We start from the raw sequence: 22,895 nt of genomic DNA, 5'->3' as shown, positions 1-22,895 counted from the left end.
GCTTGTGTAGCTGGTTCAACCACGAGGACCAAGCATGCAGACCTGGCTCAAGCTGTTGTCGTTTGTCTCGGCAAGTCTGTCGGTCGCGGGATGCTCTTCGCTGAAGCCGCAGCCCGTCACCCTGCACGAGGTGGCCGAGATCACGCGCGCCGACGGGCAGGCACTGCAGCGCGACGTAGTGCCGCTGAGCGGCCCGTTGCGGCTGGAAGAGGCCATTGCGCGTGCCATCAAGTACAACGCCGACCGGCGCCTGCGCCGCATGGACGAGGCACTGGCCTTCGACGGCATGGATGCGGCGCGCTACGACATGTTGCCCCGGTTGGTGGCGAATGCAGGCTATCGCCATCGCAACAACGACCTGCTGACGCTCAGCAAGGATCTGGAGACTGGCGACGTGATCGGCGGCGAGACCATCTCGTCCAGCCGCGAAGCCACCAGCACCGACCTGACCCTGTCGTGGAGCCTGCTCGATTTCGGCCAGAGCTACTACGCGGCCAGGCAAAGCGCCGACCGCTTCCTGATCGCCACCGAACGCAGTCGGCGCGCCACCCACCTGCTCGTGCAGGACGTGCGCACCGCGTTCTGGCGCGTCGCTGCGGCGCAAAAGCTGGCCGCCGAGCTGAAGCAGGCCACCCAGCTGGGTGAGGATGCGCTGTCGGACGCGCGCAAGATCGAGTCCGAAGGGCTGCGCTCGCCGCTCGAGCCGCTGCGCTACCAGCGCCAACTGCTCGAGAACCTGCGTCTGCTGGAGTTGGTCGACCAGGAGCTGTCGGTCGCCCGCATCGAACTGGCCCAGCTGATCAATGCGCCGCGTGGCGTGCCGCTGACCGTCGTGGAGCCCGACGCTGCGTTGAACACCACCTGGCTGCAGGTGCCGGTGGAGCAATTGGAGGAGCAGGCACTGGTGCGCAATGCCGAGTTGCGCGAGAGCGTCTACAACGCCCGCATCGCCCGCCTGGAGACGCGCCGCGCGATGCTGCGGATGTTCCCGGGCCTGTCGTTCAACTATGCGGTGCGCCACTCCGACGACCGGTACCTGATCAACCAGTCGTGGAACGAGACCGGCGTGCAGTTGTCGTTGAATCTGCTGGGCCTGCTGTCGGCGCCGGTGCAGCAGCGCATGGCCGAGGCTGGCGTGCAACTGGCCGACCACAAGCGCATGAGCATGCAGATGGCGGTGCTGTCGCAATTGCATGTTGCGCGGCTGCAGTACGCCAATGCGATCCGCCAGTATGAGCGGGCAGACAGCATTGCGCAGGTCGATGCCCGCATCGCGCGGCACGTGGCCAACCAGGAAGCGGCCGCGCGCCAGTCCCAGCTCGAGCGCATAGCGCAGCAGACGGCGGCCATCCTGTCGCAGCTGCGTCGCTACCAGACGCTGTCGAACGTCCAGGCCGCCGCCTCGAAGCTGCAGGCCACGCTGGGGCTGGAGCCGGTGATCGAGGGGGCGGACAGCCTGCCGATCGACGAATTGACCCGTCGTGTCGCCACGGCCTTGCAGGCCTGGGATGCGGCCAGTCTGCCCGAGCTGAAGGACAGCGGCGAACCGCCATCGCCGAAGCGCCCGGATATCGGGACGACCCCGGCACCGGCCTCCCAGGCCCAAGCGCCAACGCCGGAGCCGGGGACGCGCTCTGCCGGCGTGCGCGTCGGGCCGCCGACCTGAGCGCCACCTCCCGCCGCGAACAGCCGACACCGACGCGCCGCGTCACCGATGCAGGGATTGCCGATGCCTCCATGCCGCCGAATGCAGCGATGGTTCACCGTGGGCTGCCTTTTGCTGTTGCTGGGGGTGGGGCTGCTGCCGACGGTCGCCGTGCGCGCCGCCGAATCGCGGCCTGCGCAGGTGGCCACCGCAGCGCCGCAGGCGGCACCGAGCACCGCGCCCGCGGTGGCCGAGCGCGAGATCCGCGCCCAGCTGACGCCCAAGCGTTACACCACGCTGGCCGCCGAAGTGGGCGCCAAGATCCAGTCGCTGCCCATTCCCGAAGGCGGCTCTTTCAAGGCGGGCCAGACCCTGGTGTCGTTCGACTGCTCGCTGCAGCAGGCCCAGGCGCAGAAGGCCAGGGCGGCGCAAGAGGCCGCCGATGCGACGCTGAAGTCGACCACCCGCTTGTCCGAACTGAACTCGGCCGGCAAGCTGGAGCTGGAGCTCGCGCAGACCGAGGCCGCGAAGGCGCGGGCAGATGTCTCGTTCAACACGGTGATGCTGAGCAAGTGCCGCGTGGCGGCACCGTTCGCCGGCCGTGTGTCGGAACAGCGCGTGCGTGAGCAGCAGTACGTGCAGCCCGGCCAGCCGCTGCTGGAGATCATCGACGACTCGACACTGGAGCTGGAGTTCATCGCACCGTCGCAGTGGATGACCCTGCTGAAGGTCAATTCGCCGTTCGAGATCCGTATCGACGAGACCGGTCGCAACTACCCCGCGACCATCGTGCGCACCGCGGCGCGGGTCGATCCGGTGAGCCAGTCGGTCAAGTTCGTCGGCGCGATCCGCGGCCGCTTCCCGGACCTGATCGCCGGCATGAGCGGGCGCGTGATCGTGCCGCAGCCGCAGCCTGCGGCGGTCCGCTGACATCCACCGGAGTGCCTTGCCATGAACCACGTCTATCGCAGCCTGTGGAACGACGTCACGCGCACCTTCGTCGCCGTCTCGGAAGTGGCGCGCAGCCATGGCCACCGCAGCGCCAGCCGCCGCACCGGCGGCGCGGCCGAGGCCGTCGAGGCCACATCGGCGGCGCGCGCGCGACCGCTGGTGCTCGAGCCGCGGCTGATGTTCGATGCCGCCGCCGTCGTGGCGGCGGCCGACATGGCGCATGCGGGCCAGATCGTCGACACCGGCGTGGCCGAGCGCAGCCATGCCGCGGTGCTGGCCGAAGCCGCGCAGCGCCTGGTGCAGGCGGTGCCCGCGGCCGGGTATCGCGAGCATGAGAAGGCGATCGGCGTGGCGCCACGGGGCGAGGCCGCCGCGGCGCCTGCGCCGACCGGCGAAGAGGCACCCGAGGGCGTGCTCGCGCAGAGCTTCTCGCAGGGCACGCTGCCGCTGACCGACAGCGGTACGGCGAACTTCTCCTTCGTCCAGGTCGGCGATTTCGACGTCGACGGCGACATCGACATCCTGACCCAAGAGGGCGGCAGTGCGACCGCGGTGACCTTGTGGTCGAACGACGGGTCCGGCTCCTACACCAGCTCGACCGCGATCGGTGCCGGTGTGACCGGGCTGAACATCAGCTTCAGCAGCGTCCGCCTGGGCGACTACGACAACGACGGCGATCTCGACTACTACCAGCGAATCTCCGGCGCCGGCAACGACCTCTACTTCGTCAACAACGGCTCCGGCGTCTTCTCGGCAGGCACCGCGCCGCTGACCGACAGCGGCACCACGAACCAGGCCTTCATCCAGGCGTTCGACATCGACAACGACGGCGACGTCGACATCCTCACCCAGGACGGTGGTTCGGCGACTGCCGTGACCCTGTGGACCAATGACGGCAGCGGCAGCTTCACCTCGTCGGAGGTCATCGCGGCGGGCGTGACCAACCTGAACATCAGCTTCTCGAGCGTGCGCATCGCCGACTACGACAACGACGGCGACCTCGACTACTACCAGCGGGTGTCCGGCGCCGCCAACGACATCTTCTACGCCAACAATGGCTCGGGTGGGCTCTCGGCGGGCACCACGCCATTGACCGACTCCGGCACCACGAACCAGGCGTTCATCCAGGTCGGCGACTTCGACAACGACGGCGACACCGACATCCTGACGCAGGAGGGCGGCTCGGCCACCGCGGTGACCTTGTGGAGCAACGACGGCAGCGGCAGCTACAGCTCGTCCGAGGCGATCGCAGCCGGCGTCACCGGGCTGAACATCAGCTTCACCAGTGTGCGCATCGGCGACTACAACAACGACGGCGATGTCGACTACTACCAGCGCATCTCCGGCGCGGGCAACGACCTGTTCTTCCAGAACGACAACGCACCGCCCACGCTGACCTCTTTCACGCCGTCGGCCAACGGCAACGCGGGCCCCAGCGACAACCTGGTCCTGAACTTCAGCCACAGCGTCGCGCTGAGCCAAGGCTCGGGCACGATCACCATCCGGGTCGACGACGGCGACGGCAACTTCGGCAACGACGTGGTGTTCGAGACCTTCTCCGCATCCGACGGGCGGGTGTCGTTGACGGGCGATTCCACCACCTCGACGGTCACGATCAACCCGAGCGGCACCTTCGTGTCCGGCAAAGACTATTACGTGGTGGTGAGCTCGACCGCCTTCGTCGACGCCGACGGCAAGGGCTTCGTGACCAAGGTCGGCAACCGCTTCCACGCGGGCCTGCCCGACCCCGCCATCAACCGGGCCGGCAATTCGCTGGACGCGCTGGCAGACCGCACGCTGATGAGCTTCAGCGTCGTCAGCACCGACGCCACACCGGTGCTCACCAACTTGAACGGCGACAGCGTCGCGTGGGCCGGCGTCGGCAGCACCGTGCTGTTGGATGCCAGTGGCGACAGCACGGCTTCTGATGCCGAATTCGATGCGCTCAACGGTGGCAACGGCGACTGGGCCGGCGCCAGCCTGACGGTGTCGCGCTCCAGCTCGGCGATCTCGAACGACGTGTTCGGCTTCAGCCTGGCCGGTGCCACCTTCACCGTGAGCGGCGCCAACCTGCAGTCCGGCGGCCAGACCTTCGCCACCTTCACGAACACCGGCGGTGTGCTGACCATCAGCTTCACCAGCAGCGGCACCGCGTCCACCACCGCGCTGGTGCAGGACGTGATGCGCCACATCACCTACCGCAACGACACGCCCTACGGCGATGCCGCCATCCGCTTCTCGATGAGCGACGGCAACACCAGCACCACCGCCGACGTCACGGTGACCAGCGACACGATCTACGTCGACAACACCACCGACACCGCCGCCATCGACGTCAGCAACGGCGTGAGCCTCAGCGAGGCGGTGGGCATTGCCGCGGCCGATGCCACGGGCAGCCAGACGCTGATCTTCAGCAGTGCCTTCACCAGCACGATGACGATGGCCGGCGACCTGTCGATCAGCGAAAGCCTGACGGTCAACGCCGACTCGGCCAGCGGCCTGGTCATCAGCGGCAGCACGATCACGCTGGGTGGCGGCACCACGCTGAGTCTCACCAACGCCAGCGGCACCGTCACCATCGCCAGCACGCTGGCCGGCACCGGCGCACTGGCCAAGGTCGGCGCCGGCACGCTGGCACTGACCAGCACCGGCAACGAAGCCGGCATGTCCGGCGGCATCGGCGTCACCGGCGGCACGCTGCAGATCGGTGACGACAACTACCTCTCGTCCGGCACGCTGACGCTGGACGGCGGCACGCTGACCAACGCCAGCAGCGCCTGCACGATCGACAACGCCATCGCGATCGGTTCGTCGGGCTGCACCATCAATGTCGGCGGGGGTGGTGGCGCGACGCTGATGAGCCTCACGGGCGTCATCTCGGGCACCGGCACGCTGCTCAAGAACGGCCAGGCCATCCTGCAGCTCGACGGCAACAACACCTTCAGCGGCGCCCTCAGCATCACCGCCGGCACGGTCATCGCCAACCACGCCAACGCGCTGGGCACCACGGCCGGCAGCACCACCGTGGCCAGCGGCGCCACCGTGCGCGTCACCGGCGGGCTTACCGTCGCCGAGGCGTTCACCATCGCCGGCACCGGCAAGACGGTCAGCGGCGTCGACTACGGCGCGCTGCATCTGGTCAGCGGCAGCAGCACGCTGAGCGGCATCGTCACCTTGTCGGGCGATGCCAACATCAGCGCTGCCAGTGGCGCCACGCTGACCCTCAGCGGCGCGCTGAGCGGTGGCGCCTTCAACCTGAACAAGACCGATGCCGGCACGCTGGCGTTGTCCAACACCGGCAACGAGGCCGGGCTGACCGGCGGCACCACCATCACGGCCGGCACGCTGAGCATCGGCTCGGACGACCACCTGGCCGGCGGCACTTTGACGCTGGCTGGCGGCACGCTGACCAACAGCGCCATCGTCACCATCGACAACGCGATCGACGTGACGGTTGGCTCCACCATCAGCACCGCCAGCGACATGACGCTGAGCGGTGTTGTCAGCGGCAGCGCCGCGCTGACCAAGAGCGGTGCCAGCACCCTGACGCTGTCCGCCAGCAACACCTACAGCGGCGCCTTCTCGGTGACGGCCGGCACGCTGACGCTCAGCGGTGGCGCCGCGCTGGCCGACACCGCGACGGTGGCGCTGAGCAGCGGCACCACGCTGTCACTGTCGAACAACGAGACCATCGGCGCGCTGTCCGGCGCCGGCAGCGTGAGCCTGTCGAGCAACACGCTGACCGTCAGCCAGAGCACCGACACCACGTTGTCCGGCGCCATCAGCGGCACCGGCGGCCTGACCAAGGCCGGCAGCGGCACGTTGACGCTGAGTGGCTCCAACACCTACACCGGCGCCACCACCGTGTCGGCAGGTGGCCTGACGCTCGGCGCGGTCGGCGGCACGCTCGCCGACAGCACCGCGGTGACGGTGGCCTCCGGTGCGACCTTGACCCTCGGCGACGACGAGACCATCGCCGTGCTGAGCGGTGCGGGCACGGTGGCGGTCGGGTCCCATGTACTGACGGTCGGCATCAACGGCGACAGCAGCACCTTCTCGGGCGGCATCACCGGCAGCGGTACCCTGACGCTCGATGGCAGCGGCACCTTGACGCTGTCGGGCACCAACAGTGCGCAGAGCTGGGCCTTGAACGTATTGAGCGGCGGCACCGTGGCCATTGCCGGCGATGCCAACCTGGGCACCGGCACCGTGCAATTGAACGGCGGCACGCTGTCGGTCACCGGCGATACGACCGTCGACAACACGGTCACGCTGGGTGTCAACGACGGCAGCGTCTCGGTGGGCTCCGGCAGGGCTGTCAGCCTGTCCGGTGCGATCGGCGGCACCGGCAGCCTGGTCAAGACCGGCAGCGGCTCATTGACCTTGTCTGGCAGCAACAACTACTCGGGCACCACCACCGTGTCGGCCGGCACGCTCGCCGTGGCGAGCGACGGCAACCTCGGCGCCGGCTCACTCGCGCTGAGCGCCGGCAGCACGCTGCAGGTGACTGGCGCCACCACCATCGACAACGCCATCAGCCTGGGCGGTTCGGCCACACTGCTGATCGATGCGGCCGTCACGGCGTCTGGCGCGATCAGCGGCAGCGGCAGCCTGACCAAGGCCGGCAGCGGCAACCTGACGCTGTCGTCGGGCTCGAGCAACTATGCCGGCGGCACCACCTTGAGCGCCGGCACGGTGACCGCGCAGAACAGCGCCAGCCTGGGCAGCGGCAGCATCACCTTCGATGGCGGCGCGCTGACGGTCGACTCGGGGGCCTCGCCAACCTTCAGCAACAGCGTGGCGATGGCGTCCAGCGGCACCCTCAACTTGACGTCTGGCACCCAGGCCACCTTCAGCGGCGCCTTCAGCGGCACCGGCGCGCTGGCGGTGATTGGCGTGGCCGGCGGCGCTGCCGAGGTTCTGACGCTGGGCAACACCGGCAACTCGACCGCCTGGAGCGGCACCCTCGCCGCCACCGACGCCACGCTGCAGTTCGCCGGCGACAACCAGCTCGCCAGCGGCGCCATCACCCTCAACGGCGGCGCCCAGTTGACCAGCACGGCCTCCACCACGGTCGACAACGCCATCGCCATCGCCGGCGCGGCGACGCTGTATGCCAGCACCGGCACGTTGACGCTGACCGGCGTGGTCTCGGGCTCGGGCGCGCTCACCACCGGCGGCGGCGCGGGCGCCTCGGTCCGGCTGTCCGGCAGCAACACGCACAGCGGCAGCGTCAGCGTCACCTCGGCCACGCTGAGTGTGTCCGGCGGTGCGGCCCTGGGCGATGCCTCGGCGGTCACGCTCAGCAACGGCTCCACGCTCGATCTGCAGTCGAACGAGACCATCGGCTCGCTCGCCGCCGCCTCGGGCAACGCGGTGTCGCTGGGCAGCAGCCGGCTGACCGTCGGCGGAGACAACACCAGCACCAGCTACAGCGGCTCGATCAGCGGTACCGGTGGCTTGACCAAGACCGGCAGCGGCACGTGGACGCTGGGCGGCACCAACACCGCGTCCGGCAGCATCGACATCTCGGCCGGCGGCCTGACGGTGAGCGGCGGCAGCGCGATCGGCAACTCGTCCAGCGTGACGGTGGCCTCTGGCGCCACGCTGACCCTGGCGGCGTCGGAGACCATCGGTTCGCTGGCCGGCGCTGGTGCGGTCGTGCTCGGCAGTTCAACGCTGTCCGCTGGCGGCAACAACACCAGCACCACCTTCAGCGGCACGATCAACGGCAGCGGCAACCTCACCAAGAGCGGCACCGGCAAGCTCACCTTGAGCGGCAGCAACGGCTACACCGGCACGACCACGGTCACCGGCAGCGGCGGCACCCTCAGCGTCACCGACGCCAGCAACATCAGCACCAACACCATCACGCTGGGCTCGGGCGGCGCGCTGGAGGTCACCGGCAGCAACGTCACGCTGGTCAATGCCTTCACCATCGACACCGGCGGCGGCACGATCAGCAACGACAACGCGCTGGCGCTGACCGGCGTCATGTCGGGCGTCAGCGGGGCGTCGTTCAACAAGGCAGGCACCGGCGTGCTGACGATGTCGGCCGCCAACACCTTGCCCGGCGACGTGGTGGTGCAGGCCGGCACCTTGAACCTCACCGGTTCGCTCACGGCCACCAATGCCGTGTCCGTGCTCAGCGGTGCCACGCTGGCCGGCAGCGGCAGCATCACCACCGCCAACGCGGTGGTGGTTGACAGCGGCGGCTTCCTCTCGCCGGGTGTCATCGGCGTCAACAGCGGCGCTGGCACGCTGACCATCAACGGCGACCTGGATCTGTTCGGCACGCTGCAGATCGACATCAACGGCACCACGGCGGGCAGCGAGTACGACCAAGTTGTCGTCAATGGCGCCGTCACGCTCGACTCCGCCGGCGCGGCGCTGTCGGTGACCCACAACTACACGCCGGGCCTGGCCGACACCTACGTCGTCATCGACAACGATGCCAGCGACGCCATCGTCGACACCTTCACCGGCCTGCCCGAGGGCGACACCCTCACGGCCGGCGGCAACGGCACGGTGCTGACCGCCAGCTATGTGGGCGGCACCAACAGCAACGACTTCACGCTGACCGCGCCGAACAACAGCGCGCCGGTGGTGACCAACCTCGACGGCGACAGCATCGCCTACACCGCAGGTGGCACCGTGCTGCTCGATGCGGGCGGCAATGCGGTGGTCAGCGACGCCGAGGACGACCTGGCCAACTGGAACGGCGGCAGCATCGTCGTGCAGCGTTTCACCGGCGGCACGGCCGACCCGAGCGCGAACGACGTGTTCGGCTTCGCCCCCGGCGCCACATTCACCGTCAACGGCAACCAGCTGCAACTGGCCGGTCTGACCTTCGCCACCTTCACCGACACCGGCGGCGTGCTGACCATCAGCTTCACCGGCAGCGGCACGCCGGCGACCACCGCGCTGGTGCAGGACGTGGTGCGACACGTCAACTACCGCAACGACACGCCCTATGGCGACGCCGCGCTGCGCCTGACCCTGGCCGACAGCCAGGGCGCCACCATCGACTGCGACCTCACGCTGACCTGCGGCACGATCTACGTCGACCAGGCCAACGACGATGCCGACGGCGATGCGGGCGATGGCTTCAGCCTGCGCGAGGCCCTGGCCCGCGGCGTGGCCCAGGGCGGTGCCGACACCATCGACGTGGTGCTGCCCGACGACACCACCATCACCTTGGGCAGCGGCGTCACCAGCGGGGCCGGCGACACGCTCGACCTTGGCGATGCCGACGGCCTGACCATCACCGGCAGCACGCTGACGCTCGGCGGCGCCTTGACCATCACCAACGACAGCGGCGACAGCGCCACCCTGGCCAGCACGCTGGCGGGCAGCGCCACGCTGACCATGTCCGGCGACGGCACACTGGTGCTGGCCAGCACCATTAACGAGGTCTCGTTCTCCGGCGACGTCGCGCTCGATGGCGGCACCGTGTCGATCGGCGACGACGATGCGCTCGGCAGCGGCACGCTGCAGTTCGACGGCGGCACGCTGGACGTCACCACCGCCAGCGCCACGGTCGACAACGACATGGTGATCGGCAGCGGCGGCGGCACCCTCCATGCCGGCGTCGACTGGACCGCCTCGGGCGTCGTCTCCGGCAGCGGCACCTTGGACAAGACCGGCGCCGGCGCCCTGACGCTCAGCGGCACCAGCGCGCACACCGGCGCCACCCAGGTCGTCGACGGCGCCTTGGCCGTGGCCTCCGATGCCAACCTCGGCAGTGGAACGCTGACGCTGGACGGCGGTCAGTTGACGGTCTCCAATGCCGGCACGATCGACAACGACATCGCCATCGGTGCCGGCGGTGCCGTGGTCGACAACGCCAATGCCCTGACCCTGAGCGGCGCGCTCACCGGTGCAGGCACGCTGGACTTGGTCGGCACCGGCACGCTGACCCTGACCAACGCCGCCAACGCCAGCGGCTTCAGCGGCGCCACGCGCGTCCTGGGCGGCAGCCTGGCGGTGGCCGGCGACGCACAGCTCGGCAGTGGCAGCTTGACGCTGAACAGCGGCACGCTGTCGATCACCGGTGCCACGACGATCGACAACGCCGTGGTCCTGGTGAACACCGCCTTGGTCGACGTGGCCGGCGGCCTGGCGGCCACGCTGAGCGGCGTGGTGAGCGGCAGCGGCACGCTGTTCAAGCAGGGCAGTGGATCGTTGACCTTGTCCAACAGTGGCAACAGCAGCGCCCACACCGGCGCGACGCAGGTCCGCGGCGGCACGTTGACGGTGGCCGGCGACGCGAACCTGGGCGCCGGCGCCGTCACGCTGAACGGCGGCACGCTGAGCGTGACGGGTGCCGGCACCATCGACAACGGCATCGTCCTCATCGGCAGCGGCGGCACGGTCGATGCGGCCGCGGCCCTCACGCTGAGCGGTGCACTCAGCGGCGACGGCCCGCTTGGTGTGCAGGGCGGCGGTGCGGTGACCTTGTCCAACAGCGGCAATGCGACCAACTTCACCGGCACCACGACCGTGCAGGGCGGCACGCTGCGCGTGGCCGGTGATGCCAACCTCGGCGCAGGCGCGGTGACGCTCAACGGCGGCACGCTGACGCTGACGGCAGCCGACGCGACGATCGACAACGCGCTGGTGCTGTCGGTGTCGGGCGGCACCGTGCAGGCCGATGCGAACGCCACGCTGTCGGGCGCCATCACCGGCAGCGGCGACCTGACCAAGGCCGGCAATGCGGTGCTGACGCTGTCGGGGACCAGCGCCTACACCGGCATCACGCGGGTGCAATCCGGCACGCTGCAGGTCACCGGTGCGCTGGACGGCACCGCGCAAGTGGATGTGGCCAGCGGCGCCACGCTGGCCGGCACCGGCGGCATCGGCACGAGCGGCAGCAACGGCGTGGTGGTCGTCGGCGCCGGCGGCACGCTGGCACCCGGGCTCGGCACGGGCAGTACCGGCACGCTGACACTGCACCACGGCCTGGTGTTCGACGCCGGCGCCCATCTGCTGGCCGAGGCGCGCGGCAGCGTGGCGGGCAGCGGCTACGACCAGGTCGTCGTCGAGGGCGCCGTGACGCTGAACGGCGGCGCGCTGACGCTCGATCTGGGCAACTACGCCGCCACCGCCGGCGAGGTCTACACGGTGATCAGCAACGACGCCGTCGATGCCGTGGCCAACACCTTCGATGGGCAGCCCGAAGGCACGATATTCACGGCCGCCGACGGCCGCGACCTGCAGCTGAGCTACGTGGGGGGCGACGGCAACGACATCGCGTTGACGGCGCTGAACGCGGCGCCCGTCGTCGCCAACCCGCTGGTCGACCAGGGCGCGACCGAAGACAGCGCCTTCAGCTTCACGGTACCGCCGGGCACCTTCACCGATCTGGACACCGGCGACACGCTGAGCTACACCGCGACGCTGGCCGATGGCTCACCGCTGCCGAGCTGGTTGAGCTTCGACGCAGCGACGCGCAGCTTCAGCGGCACGCCGGCCAACGGTGATGTCGGCGCGATCAGCGTGCGCGTCACGGCCACCGATGGCAGCCAGGCCAGCACGTCGAGCGATTTCACATTGACGGTGTCGAACACCAACGATGCGCCGACCGCAGGCCCCATCGCGGCGCAGGCGGCGACTGAAGACGGCGCGTTCAGCTTCACCGTGCCGCCCAACACCTTCACTGACGTCGATGCCGGCGACACGCTGAGCTACACCGCGACCCTGGCCGATGGCTCACCGCTGCCAAGCTGGCTGAGCTTCGACGCCACGACGCGCACCTTCAGCGGCACACCGGCCAACGGCGATGTCGGTGCGATCAGCGTGCGCGTCACGGCCACCGATGGCAGCCAGGCCAGCGCGTCCAGCGACTTCACACTGACGGTGTCGAACACCAACGATGCGCCGACCGCCGGCCCCATCGCAGCGCAATCGGCAACGGAAGACAGCGCGTTCAACTTCACCGTGCCGCCCGACACCTTTAACGACGTCGACGCCGGTGACACGCTGAGCTACACCGCGACACTGGCCGATGGCTCACCGTTGCCAAGCTGGCTGAGCTTCGACGCAGCAACGCGCACCTTCAGCGGCACACCGGTCAACGGCGATGTCGGCGCGATCACCGTGCGCGTCACGGCCACCGATGGCAGCCAGGCCAGCGCGTCCAGCGACTTCACATTGACGGTGTCGAACACCAACGATGCACCGACCGCGGGCCCCATCGCAGCGCAATCGGCAACGGAGGACGGAGCGTTCAGCTTCACCGTTCCGCCCGGCACCTTCACCGATGTCGACGCCGGCGACACGCTGAGCTACACCGCGACGCTGGCCGACGGCTCACCGCTGCCGAGCTGGTTGAGCTTCGACGCGACGACGCGAACCTTCAGCGGCACACCGGCCAACGGCGATGTCGGCGCGATCAGCGTTCGCGTCACGGCCACCGATGGCAGCCACGCCAGCGCGTCCAGCAACTTCACGCTGACGGTGGTCAACACCAACGATGCGCCGACCACCATCGGCATCGATGCACAGACCGCAGCCCAGGGCAGTGCCTTCACGTTCACGGTGCCGCCCGACACCTTCAGCGACGTCGACGCCGGTGACACGCTGAGCTTCACCGCGACACTGGCCGACGGCTCACCACTGCCGAGCTGGTTGAGCTTCGACGCCGCGACGCGCACCTTCAGCGGCACGCCGGCGACGGGCGACGTTGGCACGATCAACGTGCGCGTGACGGCCACCGACGGCAGCCAAGCCAGCGTCGCCAGCGATTTCGCGTTGAGGGTGACCGGCGAGGCCGTGCCCCCGCCGGTACCGCCCGTGCCGCCGCCGCCACCGATCGTCGTCGTTCCTCCACCTGTCAGCAGCGGCGGCGTCGTCATCCCAGACATTGCACCGCCCGTCAACCCCGGCGTCGAGTTCTTCACCACGACGCCGGCAGGCGTGGCGCTGGACGGCATGCTGCGGCAAGACCCCATCTCCGGGGGGACGTCGCACCTTGCACCGGCGCCCTCCAGCGAATCCGGCGGCACGGCGGGCAACTCTGCGGCGCAGCAGGCCGTTCCTCAGTTCGAAGCGGTGCGCACCGGTGGCGGCTCGGAGCTCAGCGTCGAGCTCCCGCATTCAGCGTTCACGCTGTCGATGCCCGAAGGCGCGGTCGCGCTGGACGCTCGCTTGGCCGATGGGCAGCCGCTGCCGTCGTGGCTGCAGTTCGATCCGGCCACCGGCCAATTGACCGGGCGGGTGCCCGCGTCCGTGCGCGGGGTGATCGAGGTGGTGCTGACCGTTCGCGACAGTCGTGGCCAGATCACGACGACGAAGCTGGTGATCCATGTCGGTGACACGCCGGTGCCCACCGACGCGACGAAGCCAGCGCCATCGGAAAAGGCGCCCGCTCGCCATGGGCTCGGCGGGGCCTCGGAGCCCCTGGCTGCGCGCCCGAGCCTGAGCGAGCAGCTTCGCCATGCGCGCTTGCAGCCACGAGGCACGATCGCCGATCGACTGGCCTCCAGTGCGCGGGGTGAGCGTGCGGCGTCGGCGTGAAGGTCACGGGTGAACCCATGCTGATGGCCCACCCAGGGGAGCCCGCACCGTACGAAGCGGGCGACCTGCTGATCCTGCTGCTGGACCTGGCGCACCAGGCCCGCGAGGCCCGCAGTCGCGACGAGCTGGCCTTTCTGCTGCTCAACGACAGCCAGCGTCTGCTGCGCTATCGCCAGGCAGCGCTGTGGTTCGAAGACACCGGTCTGCGCGGCCTGTCCGGTGTCGTCGAGCCAGATCCGAATGCGCCTTACGCGATCTGGGTCCGCAAGCTGTGTGCGCACCTGCACAGCTCGCACCGGGCCGTCGCGCAGGACGGTGTCTTTGTGGTCGATCGCCACCAGTTGCCGCCGGCGCTGGGGGCGGAATGGTCCGACTGGCTGCCCGGCGAAGGGCTGTGGCTGCCGGTACCCGGCGAAGCCGGCCAGCCCCCCCGCGGTGGCTTGCTGCTGGCGCTGGATGAGCCGTGCCCCGAGGCCGCCTGGCCGCTCTGGCAGGAATGGCTGCAGACCTGGGCCCACGCCTGGCGCGGCCTGGACCGGCCGCAGGCCTGGTGGCAGCGCCTGCTGCGTCAAGAGCCGGTCGCCTCGGTCGGCCCACGCCCGGTCTGGTGGCGGCGGCGGTCGGCGCAGATCGGTGCGGCCGCGCTGGTGTCGATGCTGCTTCCGGTGCGGCTGACGGTCCTCGCACCGGCCGAACTGGTGGCTGCCGACGCCACCGTGGTGCGTGCACCGTTGGATGGGGTGATCGATCGTTTCCAGGTGCAGCCCAATCAAGCCGTCAGCCGCGGACAAGTGCTGTTCAGTTTCGACGAAGCGCCGATCGCCAGCCGGCTCGATGTGGCGCGGCAGGCCCTGGCCACCGCCGAGGTCGAATACCGCCAGGTCACGCAACTGGCCTTGGCCGACCCGCGAGCCAAAGGCCAACTGGCCGCAGTGCAAGGCCGCATCGAAGAAAAGCGCGCCGAGGCCGAGTTCCTGCAAGACCAGTTCCGGCGCTCGCGCGTGGAGGCGCCGCGCGCCGGCGTTGCGATCTTCGACGACCCGTCGGAATGGGAAGGCCGCCCGGTGCACACCGGCGAACGCATCCTGCGCGTGGTCGATCCGCACCAGGTCGAAGTCGAGGCCTGGCTGCCGGTCGGCGACGCGCTGCCGCTGCCCGAAGGGGCCGAGCTGAAGCTGTACCTGGCCGCAACGCCGCTCGAGCCTGTCACGGCCACGCTGCGCTACATGGCGCACGACGCGGTTCAGCGGCCGGACGGCAGCTATGCCTACCGCGTGCGCGCCCGGCTCGATGCACCCACCGAGCACCGCATCGGTCTCAAAGGCACCGGTCGCCTGCAGGCCGGCTGGGTGCCGCTGGCCTACTGGGTGCTGCGTCGGCCGCTGGCGCTGGCCCGCCAGTACCTTGCGCTCTGACGCCCACTGTGAGCGACCACACGGACCTGCCCCCGCTGCGCGAGGAACTGGCGCTCTACCCGGGCTCGCGCGGGCCTGCAGGCCAGCCCAGCTGGACCTTGCACGATCCCGTGCGCAACCAGTTCTTCCAGCTGGATTGGCTGAGCTTCGAGCTGCTGAGCCGCTGGCACCTGGGCTCGCCGCAGGCCATCGTGTCATCGGTGGGTGGCGAGACGACGCTGGCCGTGGACGCCGACGACGTGGGCCGGCTGCTCGACTTCCTGCAGATGAACCAGTTGCTGGCAGCGCGCCCGGGCCAGGCCCGCGAGCTGGCCAGCAGAAGGCAGCACCAGCGCGGCAGCTTCTGGACCTGGCTGCTGCACCACTACCTGTTCTTCCGGGTGCCGCTGCTGCGCCCCGATGCGCTGCTCGACAGGTTGGCGCCGCGGGTCGGCTGGCTTTATGGCCGGCCTTTCCTGCTGCTCACGGCGCTGGCCGGCCTGCTGGGCCTGGGCGGCGTCTCGCGCCAGTGGAATGCGTATGCCTCGACGCTGGTCGACCTGTTCACCTGGCAAGGGCTCGCCGCCTACGGGCTGGCGATCGTCGCGGTGAAGACGGTGCATGAGTTCATGCACGGGCTGACGGCCAAGCGCTACGGTTGCCGCGTGCCGACGATGGGCGTGGCGCTGATGGTGTTGTGGCCGGTCGCGTACACCGACACCACCGAGGTCTGGAAACTGCCGAACGCCCGCCAGCGCATGGCCGTGGCCGGCGCAGGCATTTGTGCCGAACTGGCGATCGCCGCCTGGGCCACGCTGGCCTGGCTCTGGCTGCCCGACGGTACGGTCAGAACGGTGGCATTCCTGCTGTCCAGCACCACCTGGATCTCGACGCTGTTGATCAACGCCAGCCCGTTCATGCGCTTCGACGGCTACTTCCTGCTGTCCGACGCACTGGACATGCCCAACCTGCACGCCCGCGCCTTTGCGCTGGCACGCTGGCACTTGCGCGAATCGCTGTTCGATCTCGGCGAGCCGGCGCCTGAGCGTCTGTCGCCGCGGCGCACGCGCTGGCTGGTGGCGTTCGCCTGGGCGACCTGGCTGTATCGGCTGGTGCTGTTCCTCGGCATCGCCGTGCTCGTCTATCACTTCGTCGTCAAGGCGATCGGCATCCTGTTGTTCGTCGTCGAGGTGGGCTGGTTCATCGCGTCACCCGTCTGGGGCGAACTGCGGGCTTGGTGGCAGCGCCGCGCTCGCATCGGCCGGCGCCGCCTCATGGGGTGGTCGATCGGGATCGCCTGTCTGCTGGCGTTGCTGTGGGTGCCGCTGCCGGGTCGGGTCACCGGCATGGGCCTGCTGCAGCCGGCCGAGCAGCTCACCTTGTATGCACCCGCGGGCGCGCAGGTCACGAAGCTGCCGTTCCGCCATGGCGATGCGGTGCCTGCCGGCGCGGTGCTGTTCGAAGTGCAGTCGCCCGAGCTGCGCCTGCGCGCCTCGCAATCCGCCGCGCGCGTGGCCGGCATGCAGGGCCAGATTGCGGCGGCCGCCTTCGATGCCCAGCAACGGCGCGACTGGCAACTGGCCGCCGAGCAGCTCCAGACACGCCGGGCCGAAGCCGACACGGTGGCCGCCGACGCGCAACGCCATGCGCCCGTTGCACCCTTCGCCGGGCGCTTTGTCGATGCGGACCCAGACCTGCACCCAGGCGACTGGGTGGCCACGGACGAAGTCCTGGGCCGCCTGGTGGCCACCGGTACGCGCGAGGTGGTGACCTATGTCGACGAGGCGGACGTGCGGCGCATCGCCGTCGACGACGAAGGGTTGTTCGTCGTCGACGCCTTGTCCGGCCCGGCGCTGCACCTTCGTGTGAAGGCGATCGAACGTGATGCCTCGCGCACGCTGAACGAGAAGGTGCTCGCCAGCCACCTGGGCGGCGAGGTGCTGGTGCGCGAGCAAGGCCAGGCCTTCATACCCGAGGCGGCGGTGTTTCGCGTGGTGCTGGAGACCGTCTCCGGCCTGGACCATCGCGAGCAGGCGTGGCGCGGCCGTGTCGTCATCGTGGCCCGGCCTGAGCCGCTGCTGCAGCGGTTTGCCAACCAGTTGCTGAGCGTCTTCTGGCGTGAGGCCGGTTTCTGAGCCTGGGCGGATGCCGAGCAGCCGGGCGGTGGGGGCGGCCTGTTGGACCACTTCGACACCGATGCCGGCCGGCAAGAAAAAAGGCCTTGAAGAACAAGGCCTTGTGAAGTCTGGTGGAGACGAGGAGGATCGAACTCCCGACCTTCGCATTGCGAACGCGACGCTCTCCCAGCTGAGCTACGTCCCCAGAGCCACGAATTCTAGCAGCAAGAATTTCGCTTCACGGCGAGGGCGTTGCGGCGTCAGAATCGCGCCGCTGCGCGGGGCCTGTGGACTTGCTGTCCGAGGGCCCGCGGGCGTCAACGTTGCCGCCTTGTCAAAACGCTTGCATCGGGAGGCTTTGGATGAACCCGCTCGACCCCCAGTGGCTGGATGCGCAGTACAACAACCGTGCTCGTGTGCCCGAGCACGCGGCCATCTTCGGGCGCTGGCGAAACGCCTCGCGCCTGGCGCGCGAGCAGGCGCGCTGCGAGCTGGGCGTGCCGTATGGCGACGGTGCCGACGAGCGGCTGGATGTCTTTCCGGCGACCCGGCCGGGCGCGCCGGTGCTCGTCTTCATCCATGGCGGCTATTGGCGCGCGCTGGGCAAGGCCGACCACTCGTTCATCGCGCCGTCGTTCTTGGCCGATGGCGCGGCGGTGCTGGTGCCGGGCTACAGCCTGTGCCCGGCGGTGAGCATCGAGCACATCGCCTTGCAGATGACGCGGGTGGTCGCATGGGCCTGGCGCCATGCGGCCGAGTTCGGCGGCGATGCCTCGCGCATCGCGCTGGTCGGCCACTCGGCCGGCGCGCACCTGGCGGCGATGCTGCTGTGCTGCCGCTGGAAGGACGTGGACGCCGGGCTGCCGCTGCTGCCGGTGCAGGGCGCCCTGGGCATCTCGGGCGTGTACGACCTGGAGCCGATCCGCCATGCGCCTTTCCTGGCGGCCGACCTGGGCCTGACGCCAGCCAGCGTCAAGCGGCTGTCGCCGGCGTTCTTTCCACGGGCCAAGCGGCCGTTGTACGCGGTGGTGGGCGGCGACGAGAGCGCCGAGTTCCTGCGCCAGAACCAGCTGATCCGCGACCAGTGGGGGCCGACGGCGGTGCCGGTGTGCGAGACGCTGGTCGGTCACCACCATTTCGACGTGCTGCGCAACCTGGTCGACCCGGCCGGGCGCCTGCACGACCTGGCGCTGCGCTTGTTGGGCCTGCGCTGACACCCGGCGGGCCGAGGGTTCGCCCTGGTCTGCATAGGCGTTGCCTATCTCCCGCATTGACGCATTGAATTGCCATTTCGAGCCGTGCTCTGCTAGCGTCAACCACGAGTCGCCGGCTGGCGCTGGCGGCCCCCGTCACCACCATTGAGGAGCTTGTCATGGGTTTGAAGGGTTCCAAGACCGAGCAGAACCTGAAGGACGCCTTTGCGGGCGAATCGCAGGCCAACCGCCGGTATCTGTACTTCGCCAACAAGGCCGACATCGAAGGGCAAAACGATGTGGCGGCGCTGTTCCGCTCCACCGCCGAAGGTGAAACCGGCCATGCGCACGGCCACCTCGAGTTTCTCGAGGCCGTGGGCGACCCGGCCACCGGCCTGCCGATCGGCCCCACGCGCGACAACCTGAAGGCCGCCGTGCACGGTGAGACGCACGAGTACACCGACATGTACCCGGGCATGGCCCGCACCGCGCGCGAAGAAGGCTTCGACGAGATCGCCGACTGGTTCGAGACGCTGGCCAAGGCCGAGCGCTCGCACGCCAACCGCTACACCAAGGCGCTGGACCAACTGGTCGATTGATCGCCTGCCAAGGCCACGACCAGAAGACCAGACGGGGGGCGCAACACGCCCCCCGCTGCATTGCGCGTCAGAACCACCCGACCGAAGGCAGGAGGACCCATGGCCCAGCGCGAAGGCAATCTCGAAGCACCGACCCGCCATCCGATCGCCTGGCAAGAGCCGTCGTACTACGACGAAGCCGCCACGCTGAAAGAGATGGAGCGGGTGTTCGACATCTGCCACGGTTGCCGCCGCTGCGTGAGCCTGTGCCAGTCGTTCCCGACCTTGTTCGACCTGGTCGACGCCACGGCCGACGGCGAGGTGCACGGCATCGACAAGGCCGACTACGTGAAGGTCGTCGACCAGTGCTACCTGTGCGACCTGTGCTACATGACCAAGTGCCCCTATGTGCCGCCGCACCCGTGGAACCTGGACTTCCCGCACCTGATGCTGCGGGCCAAGGCGATCAAGTTCAAGCAGGGCCACGTGGGCAGGGGTGAGCAGCTGCTGGCCTCGACCGACGTGCACGGCCAGTTCGCCGGCATCCCGATCGTGGTGCAGGTCGTCAACAAGGTGAACAAGACCAAGACCATGCGCAAGCTGCTGGACAAGCAGCTCGGCGTGCACCCCGATGCATGGCTGCCCGATCTGGCGACCAGCCGCTTTCGCTGGAAGGCGCGCGCCGACGGCAACCCCGAGGTGGTGACCAACGGCCAGCGCACGCCGGGCAAGGTGGTCATCTTCTCGACCTGCTACGTCAACTACAACGAGCCCGGCATCGGGCACGACCTGCTGAAGCTGCTGTCGCACAACGACATCCCCTACGAGATCGTCGAGAAAGAGCAGTGCTGCGGCATGCCCAAGCTCGAGCTGGGCGACCTGGACGCGGTGGCCCGGCACAAGGCGGCCAACATCCCGGTGCTGGCGCGTTATGCCCACGAGGGCTGGGCCATCATCAGCGCGGTGCCCAGCTGCACGCTGATGTTCAAGCAAGAGCTGCCGCTGATGTTTCCCGACGAGGCCGACGTGCAGCGCGTGAAGGAGGCGATGTTCGACCCCTTCGAGTACCTGATGGCCCGCCACAAGGACGGCCTGCTGAAGACCGACTTCAAGGCCGCACTCGGCAAGGTGAGCTACCACATCCCCTGCCACGGCCGGGTGCAGAACATCGGCCGCAAGACCGAAGAGATGTTCAAGCTGATCGGCCAGACGGTGACGGTGCAGCTCAACACGGTCGAGCGCTGCTCGGGCCATGCCGGCACCTACGGCGTGAAGACGCCTTTTCACCCGATGGCGATGAAGATCGGCAAGCCGGTGTTCAAGGCGATGGCCAAGGACGAGCCCGACGTGATCAGCAGCGACTGCGCGCTCGCCGGCCACCACATCGCTCAAGGCATGGCGATTGCCGGCACGCCGGCCAAGGCGCTGAAGCACCCGATCAGCCTGGTGCGCCAAGCCTACGGCATCTGAAGGACCACGACGATGACCATCACCCGAGACAGCCTGCTCACGCTCGAGGCCTACGCCAAGATCCGCAAGACCGACAAGCCCGCGGTCATCGCCCACCGGCGGCTGCGCAGTGTGCACCTGGGCGAGCACATCACGCTGCAGTTCGAAGACGAGCAGACCATTCGCCGCCAGATCCAGGAGATGCTGCACATCGAGAAGATCTTCGACGAAGACGGCATCCAGGGCGAGATCGACGCCTACGCGCCGCTGGTGCCCGACGGCAGCAACTGGAAGGCCACGATGCTGATCGAGTACCCCGACCCGAACGAGCGCAAGCGAGAGCTGTCACGGCTGATCGGCGTGGAAGACCGGATGTTCGTCGAGGTCGAGGGCCACGCCCGTGTCTACGCGATCGCCGACGAAGACCTGGACCGCGAGAACGAAGAGAAGACCTCGTCGGTGCACTTTCTGCGCTTCGAGCTGCCGCCGGCGGCCTGCCAGGCGGTGCGCGCCGGGGCCGGGGTGCGGCTGGGCTGCGACCACACCAACTACCCGGCGCACATGGCGATCCCGGCCGACACGCTGGCCAGCCTGGCGGGCGACCTGCGCTGAGCGGGTTTGGTCGGCTGGACGCCGGCACGCGGCGGGCGTACAACCCGCCCAAGGCGCACCCCGCGCCCGAGGAGAGCGTGATGTCTATGCTCGACGAAAGCCTGGTGACCTGCATGCTGCCGGTCAAGGATCTGGCCCGCGCCCGGGCCTTCTATGAACAGCGCCTGGGCCTGACGCCGATGGGCGCCAAGCCCGACGGCAAGTTCATCTACCGCTGCAGCGGCACCGAGCTGGCGCTGTTCCCGAAGCCCGAGGGCACGCAGGCCACGCACACGGCGCTGAGCTTCCGCGTCGCCGACATCGGCAAGGCGGTGGCCGAGTTGTCGGCGCGCGGGGTGGCCTTTGCCGACTACGACCTGCCGGGCCTGAAGACGGTCGGCCACGTCTGCGTGCTGGGCTCGGAAAAGGCCGCCTGGTTCGAAGACACCGAGGGCAACATCCTCTGCCTGCACGAAGACCTGATGTGACCTGGGGCACCCGGCGGTGGGGCACCACCGCCATCCGCCACGGCCCGCGCCAGTGGGAGTGCCGTCAGGCCGTGGCCGGCGCCGGCTGTCGCAGCCGCCACAGCGACTCGGCGCTGTACAGCGCCAGCGCGATCCAGATCAGCACGAAGCCGACCAGGCGTTCAGGCTTCAGCGGCTCGTGGAAGACCCAGACCGCGAGCGCGAACTGGATCGTCGGCGCCAGGTACTGCAGCAGGCCCAGCGTGGCCATCGTGACGCGGCGCGCGCCGTAGGCGAACATCAGCAGCGGCACGGCGGTCAGCGGGCCGGCGAACAGCAGCCAGCCCCAGGTGGCCGGGCTGGCATGCGACAGTGCGCCGCCATGGCTGCTGAGCCAGGCCAGCGCTGGCACGGCCAGCGGCGCCAGCAGCGCGGTCTCCAGCGCCAGGCCCTCCAGCGCGCCCAGCGGCGCGGTCTTGCGCAGCAGGCCATACAGGCCAAAGCTGAAGGCCAGCGCCAGCGCGATCCACGGCGGCACGCCGGCCGTCCAGGTCAGCCAGGCGACGCCGGCCGCGGCAACCGCCAGCGCCCACCGCTGCGGTGCGCGCAGCTTCTCGTGCAGGAACACCATGCCCAGCGCCACGTTGACCAGCGGGTTGATGAAGTAGCCCAGGCTCGCCTCCATCACGCGGCCGTTGTTGACCGCCCAGACGTAGACCACCCAGTTGGTCGACAGCAGCAGCGCACTGGCGCCGAAGACCAGCAGCGTGCGCGGCTGGCGCAGCAGGCCGCCGACCCAGGCCCAGCGCCGCATCACCGTCAGCAACCCCAGCACGAACACCAGCGACCAGACCGACCGGTGCAGCACGATCTCGAACGCGGGCACCTCAGCCACCTGGTGGAAGTACAGCGGGAACAGGCCCCACAACGCGTAGGACAGGGCGGCGGCAAGCAGGCCGGTGGGCATGGGGCGGGGGCGGCGGGCGAGCGCCG

11 protein-coding genes and 1 tRNA gene are annotated in these 22,895 nt (G+C 69.3%); 10 read left to right on the top strand and 2 right to left on the bottom strand.

The window, feature by feature from the left end; genetic code table 11:
- Positions 1-34 precede the first annotated feature (34 nt).
- The 5 genes from ACE3SG_RS03635 to ACE3SG_RS03615 all read left to right on the top strand — a co-directional run bounded on the left by ACE3SG_RS03635 (position 35) and on the right by ACE3SG_RS03615 (position 17,642).
- Positions 35-1,666 carry a TolC family protein gene (locus tag ACE3SG_RS03635; RefSeq protein WP_374562618.1) on the top strand — a complete coding sequence of 544 codons (1,632 nt, stop codon included), beginning with the start codon at positions 35-37 and terminating at the stop codon, positions 1,664-1,666.
- A gap of 81 nt (positions 1,667-1,747) precedes the next feature.
- Entirely contained in the window at positions 1,748-2,575 is an 828-nt protein-coding gene (locus tag ACE3SG_RS03630) for an efflux RND transporter periplasmic adaptor subunit (RefSeq protein ID WP_374562616.1), read from the top strand.
- A gap of 21 nt (positions 2,576-2,596) precedes the next feature.
- A complete protein-coding gene (locus tag ACE3SG_RS03625) occupies positions 2,597-14,113 on the top strand; it encodes a putative Ig domain-containing protein (protein WP_374562614.1) in 11,517 nt (3,838 codons plus the stop codon).
- A gap of 17 nt (positions 14,114-14,130) precedes the next feature.
- On the top strand, positions 14,131-15,528 hold the full coding sequence (locus ACE3SG_RS03620) for an efflux RND transporter periplasmic adaptor subunit (protein ID WP_374562613.1): 1,398 nt from the start codon (positions 14,131-14,133) through the stop codon (positions 15,526-15,528).
- An 8-nt stretch (positions 15,529-15,536) separates the two neighbouring features.
- Positions 15,537-17,642, top strand: a complete 2,106-nt coding sequence (locus ACE3SG_RS03615; protein ID WP_374562612.1) for an HlyD family efflux transporter periplasmic adaptor subunit — start codon at positions 15,537-15,539, stop codon at positions 17,640-17,642.
- 111 nt (positions 17,643-17,753) lie between these two features.
- On the opposite strand, the gene ACE3SG_RS03610 is transcribed toward ACE3SG_RS03615, so the two are convergent.
- Positions 17,754-17,829, bottom strand: a tRNA-Ala gene (locus ACE3SG_RS03610).
- Between the two features lie 157 nt (positions 17,830-17,986).
- Between ACE3SG_RS03610 and ACE3SG_RS03605 the strand changes: the two genes are divergently transcribed.
- The 5 genes from ACE3SG_RS03605 to ACE3SG_RS03585 all read left to right on the top strand — a co-directional run bounded on the left by ACE3SG_RS03605 (position 17,987) and on the right by ACE3SG_RS03585 (position 21,923).
- Positions 17,987-18,838 carry an alpha/beta hydrolase gene (locus tag ACE3SG_RS03605; protein WP_374562611.1) on the top strand — a complete coding sequence of 284 codons (852 nt, stop codon included), beginning with the start codon at positions 17,987-17,989 and terminating at the stop codon, positions 18,836-18,838.
- 158 nt (positions 18,839-18,996) lie between these two features.
- Positions 18,997-19,416 carry a rubrerythrin family protein gene (locus ACE3SG_RS03600; protein ID WP_374562610.1) on the top strand — a complete coding sequence of 140 codons (420 nt, stop codon included), beginning with the start codon at positions 18,997-18,999 and terminating at the stop codon, positions 19,414-19,416.
- A gap of 99 nt (positions 19,417-19,515) precedes the next feature.
- Positions 19,516-20,865: a (Fe-S)-binding protein gene (locus tag ACE3SG_RS03595; protein WP_374562609.1), complete on the top strand. Its 1,350-nt coding sequence runs from the start codon at positions 19,516-19,518 to the stop codon at positions 20,863-20,865.
- Positions 20,866-20,877: 12 nt separating this feature from the next.
- The gene (locus ACE3SG_RS03590) at positions 20,878-21,456 is read left to right on the top strand and encodes a DUF3501 family protein (RefSeq protein WP_374562608.1); all 579 of its coding nucleotides are present in this window, start codon (positions 20,878-20,880) and stop codon (positions 21,454-21,456) included.
- A gap of 86 nt (positions 21,457-21,542) precedes the next feature.
- Positions 21,543-21,923: a VOC family protein gene (locus tag ACE3SG_RS03585; RefSeq protein ID WP_374562856.1), complete on the top strand. Its 381-nt coding sequence runs from the start codon at positions 21,543-21,545 to the stop codon at positions 21,921-21,923.
- A gap of 64 nt (positions 21,924-21,987) precedes the next feature.
- On the opposite strand, the gene rarD is transcribed toward ACE3SG_RS03585, so the two are convergent.
- A complete protein-coding gene (rarD, locus tag ACE3SG_RS03580; protein WP_374562607.1) occupies positions 21,988-22,869 on the bottom strand; it encodes an EamA family transporter RarD in 882 nt (293 codons plus the stop codon).
- Between the last annotated feature and the right edge of the window lie 26 nt (positions 22,870-22,895).

The sequence above is a fragment of the Ideonella sp. genome (genome assembly GCF_041914305.1).
Lineage (GTDB): Bacteria > Pseudomonadota > Gammaproteobacteria > Burkholderiales > Burkholderiaceae_C > Ideonella.
The sequence above is the reverse complement of the archived record's forward strand: the minus strand, read 5'-3'. Positions and strand labels throughout refer to the sequence as shown.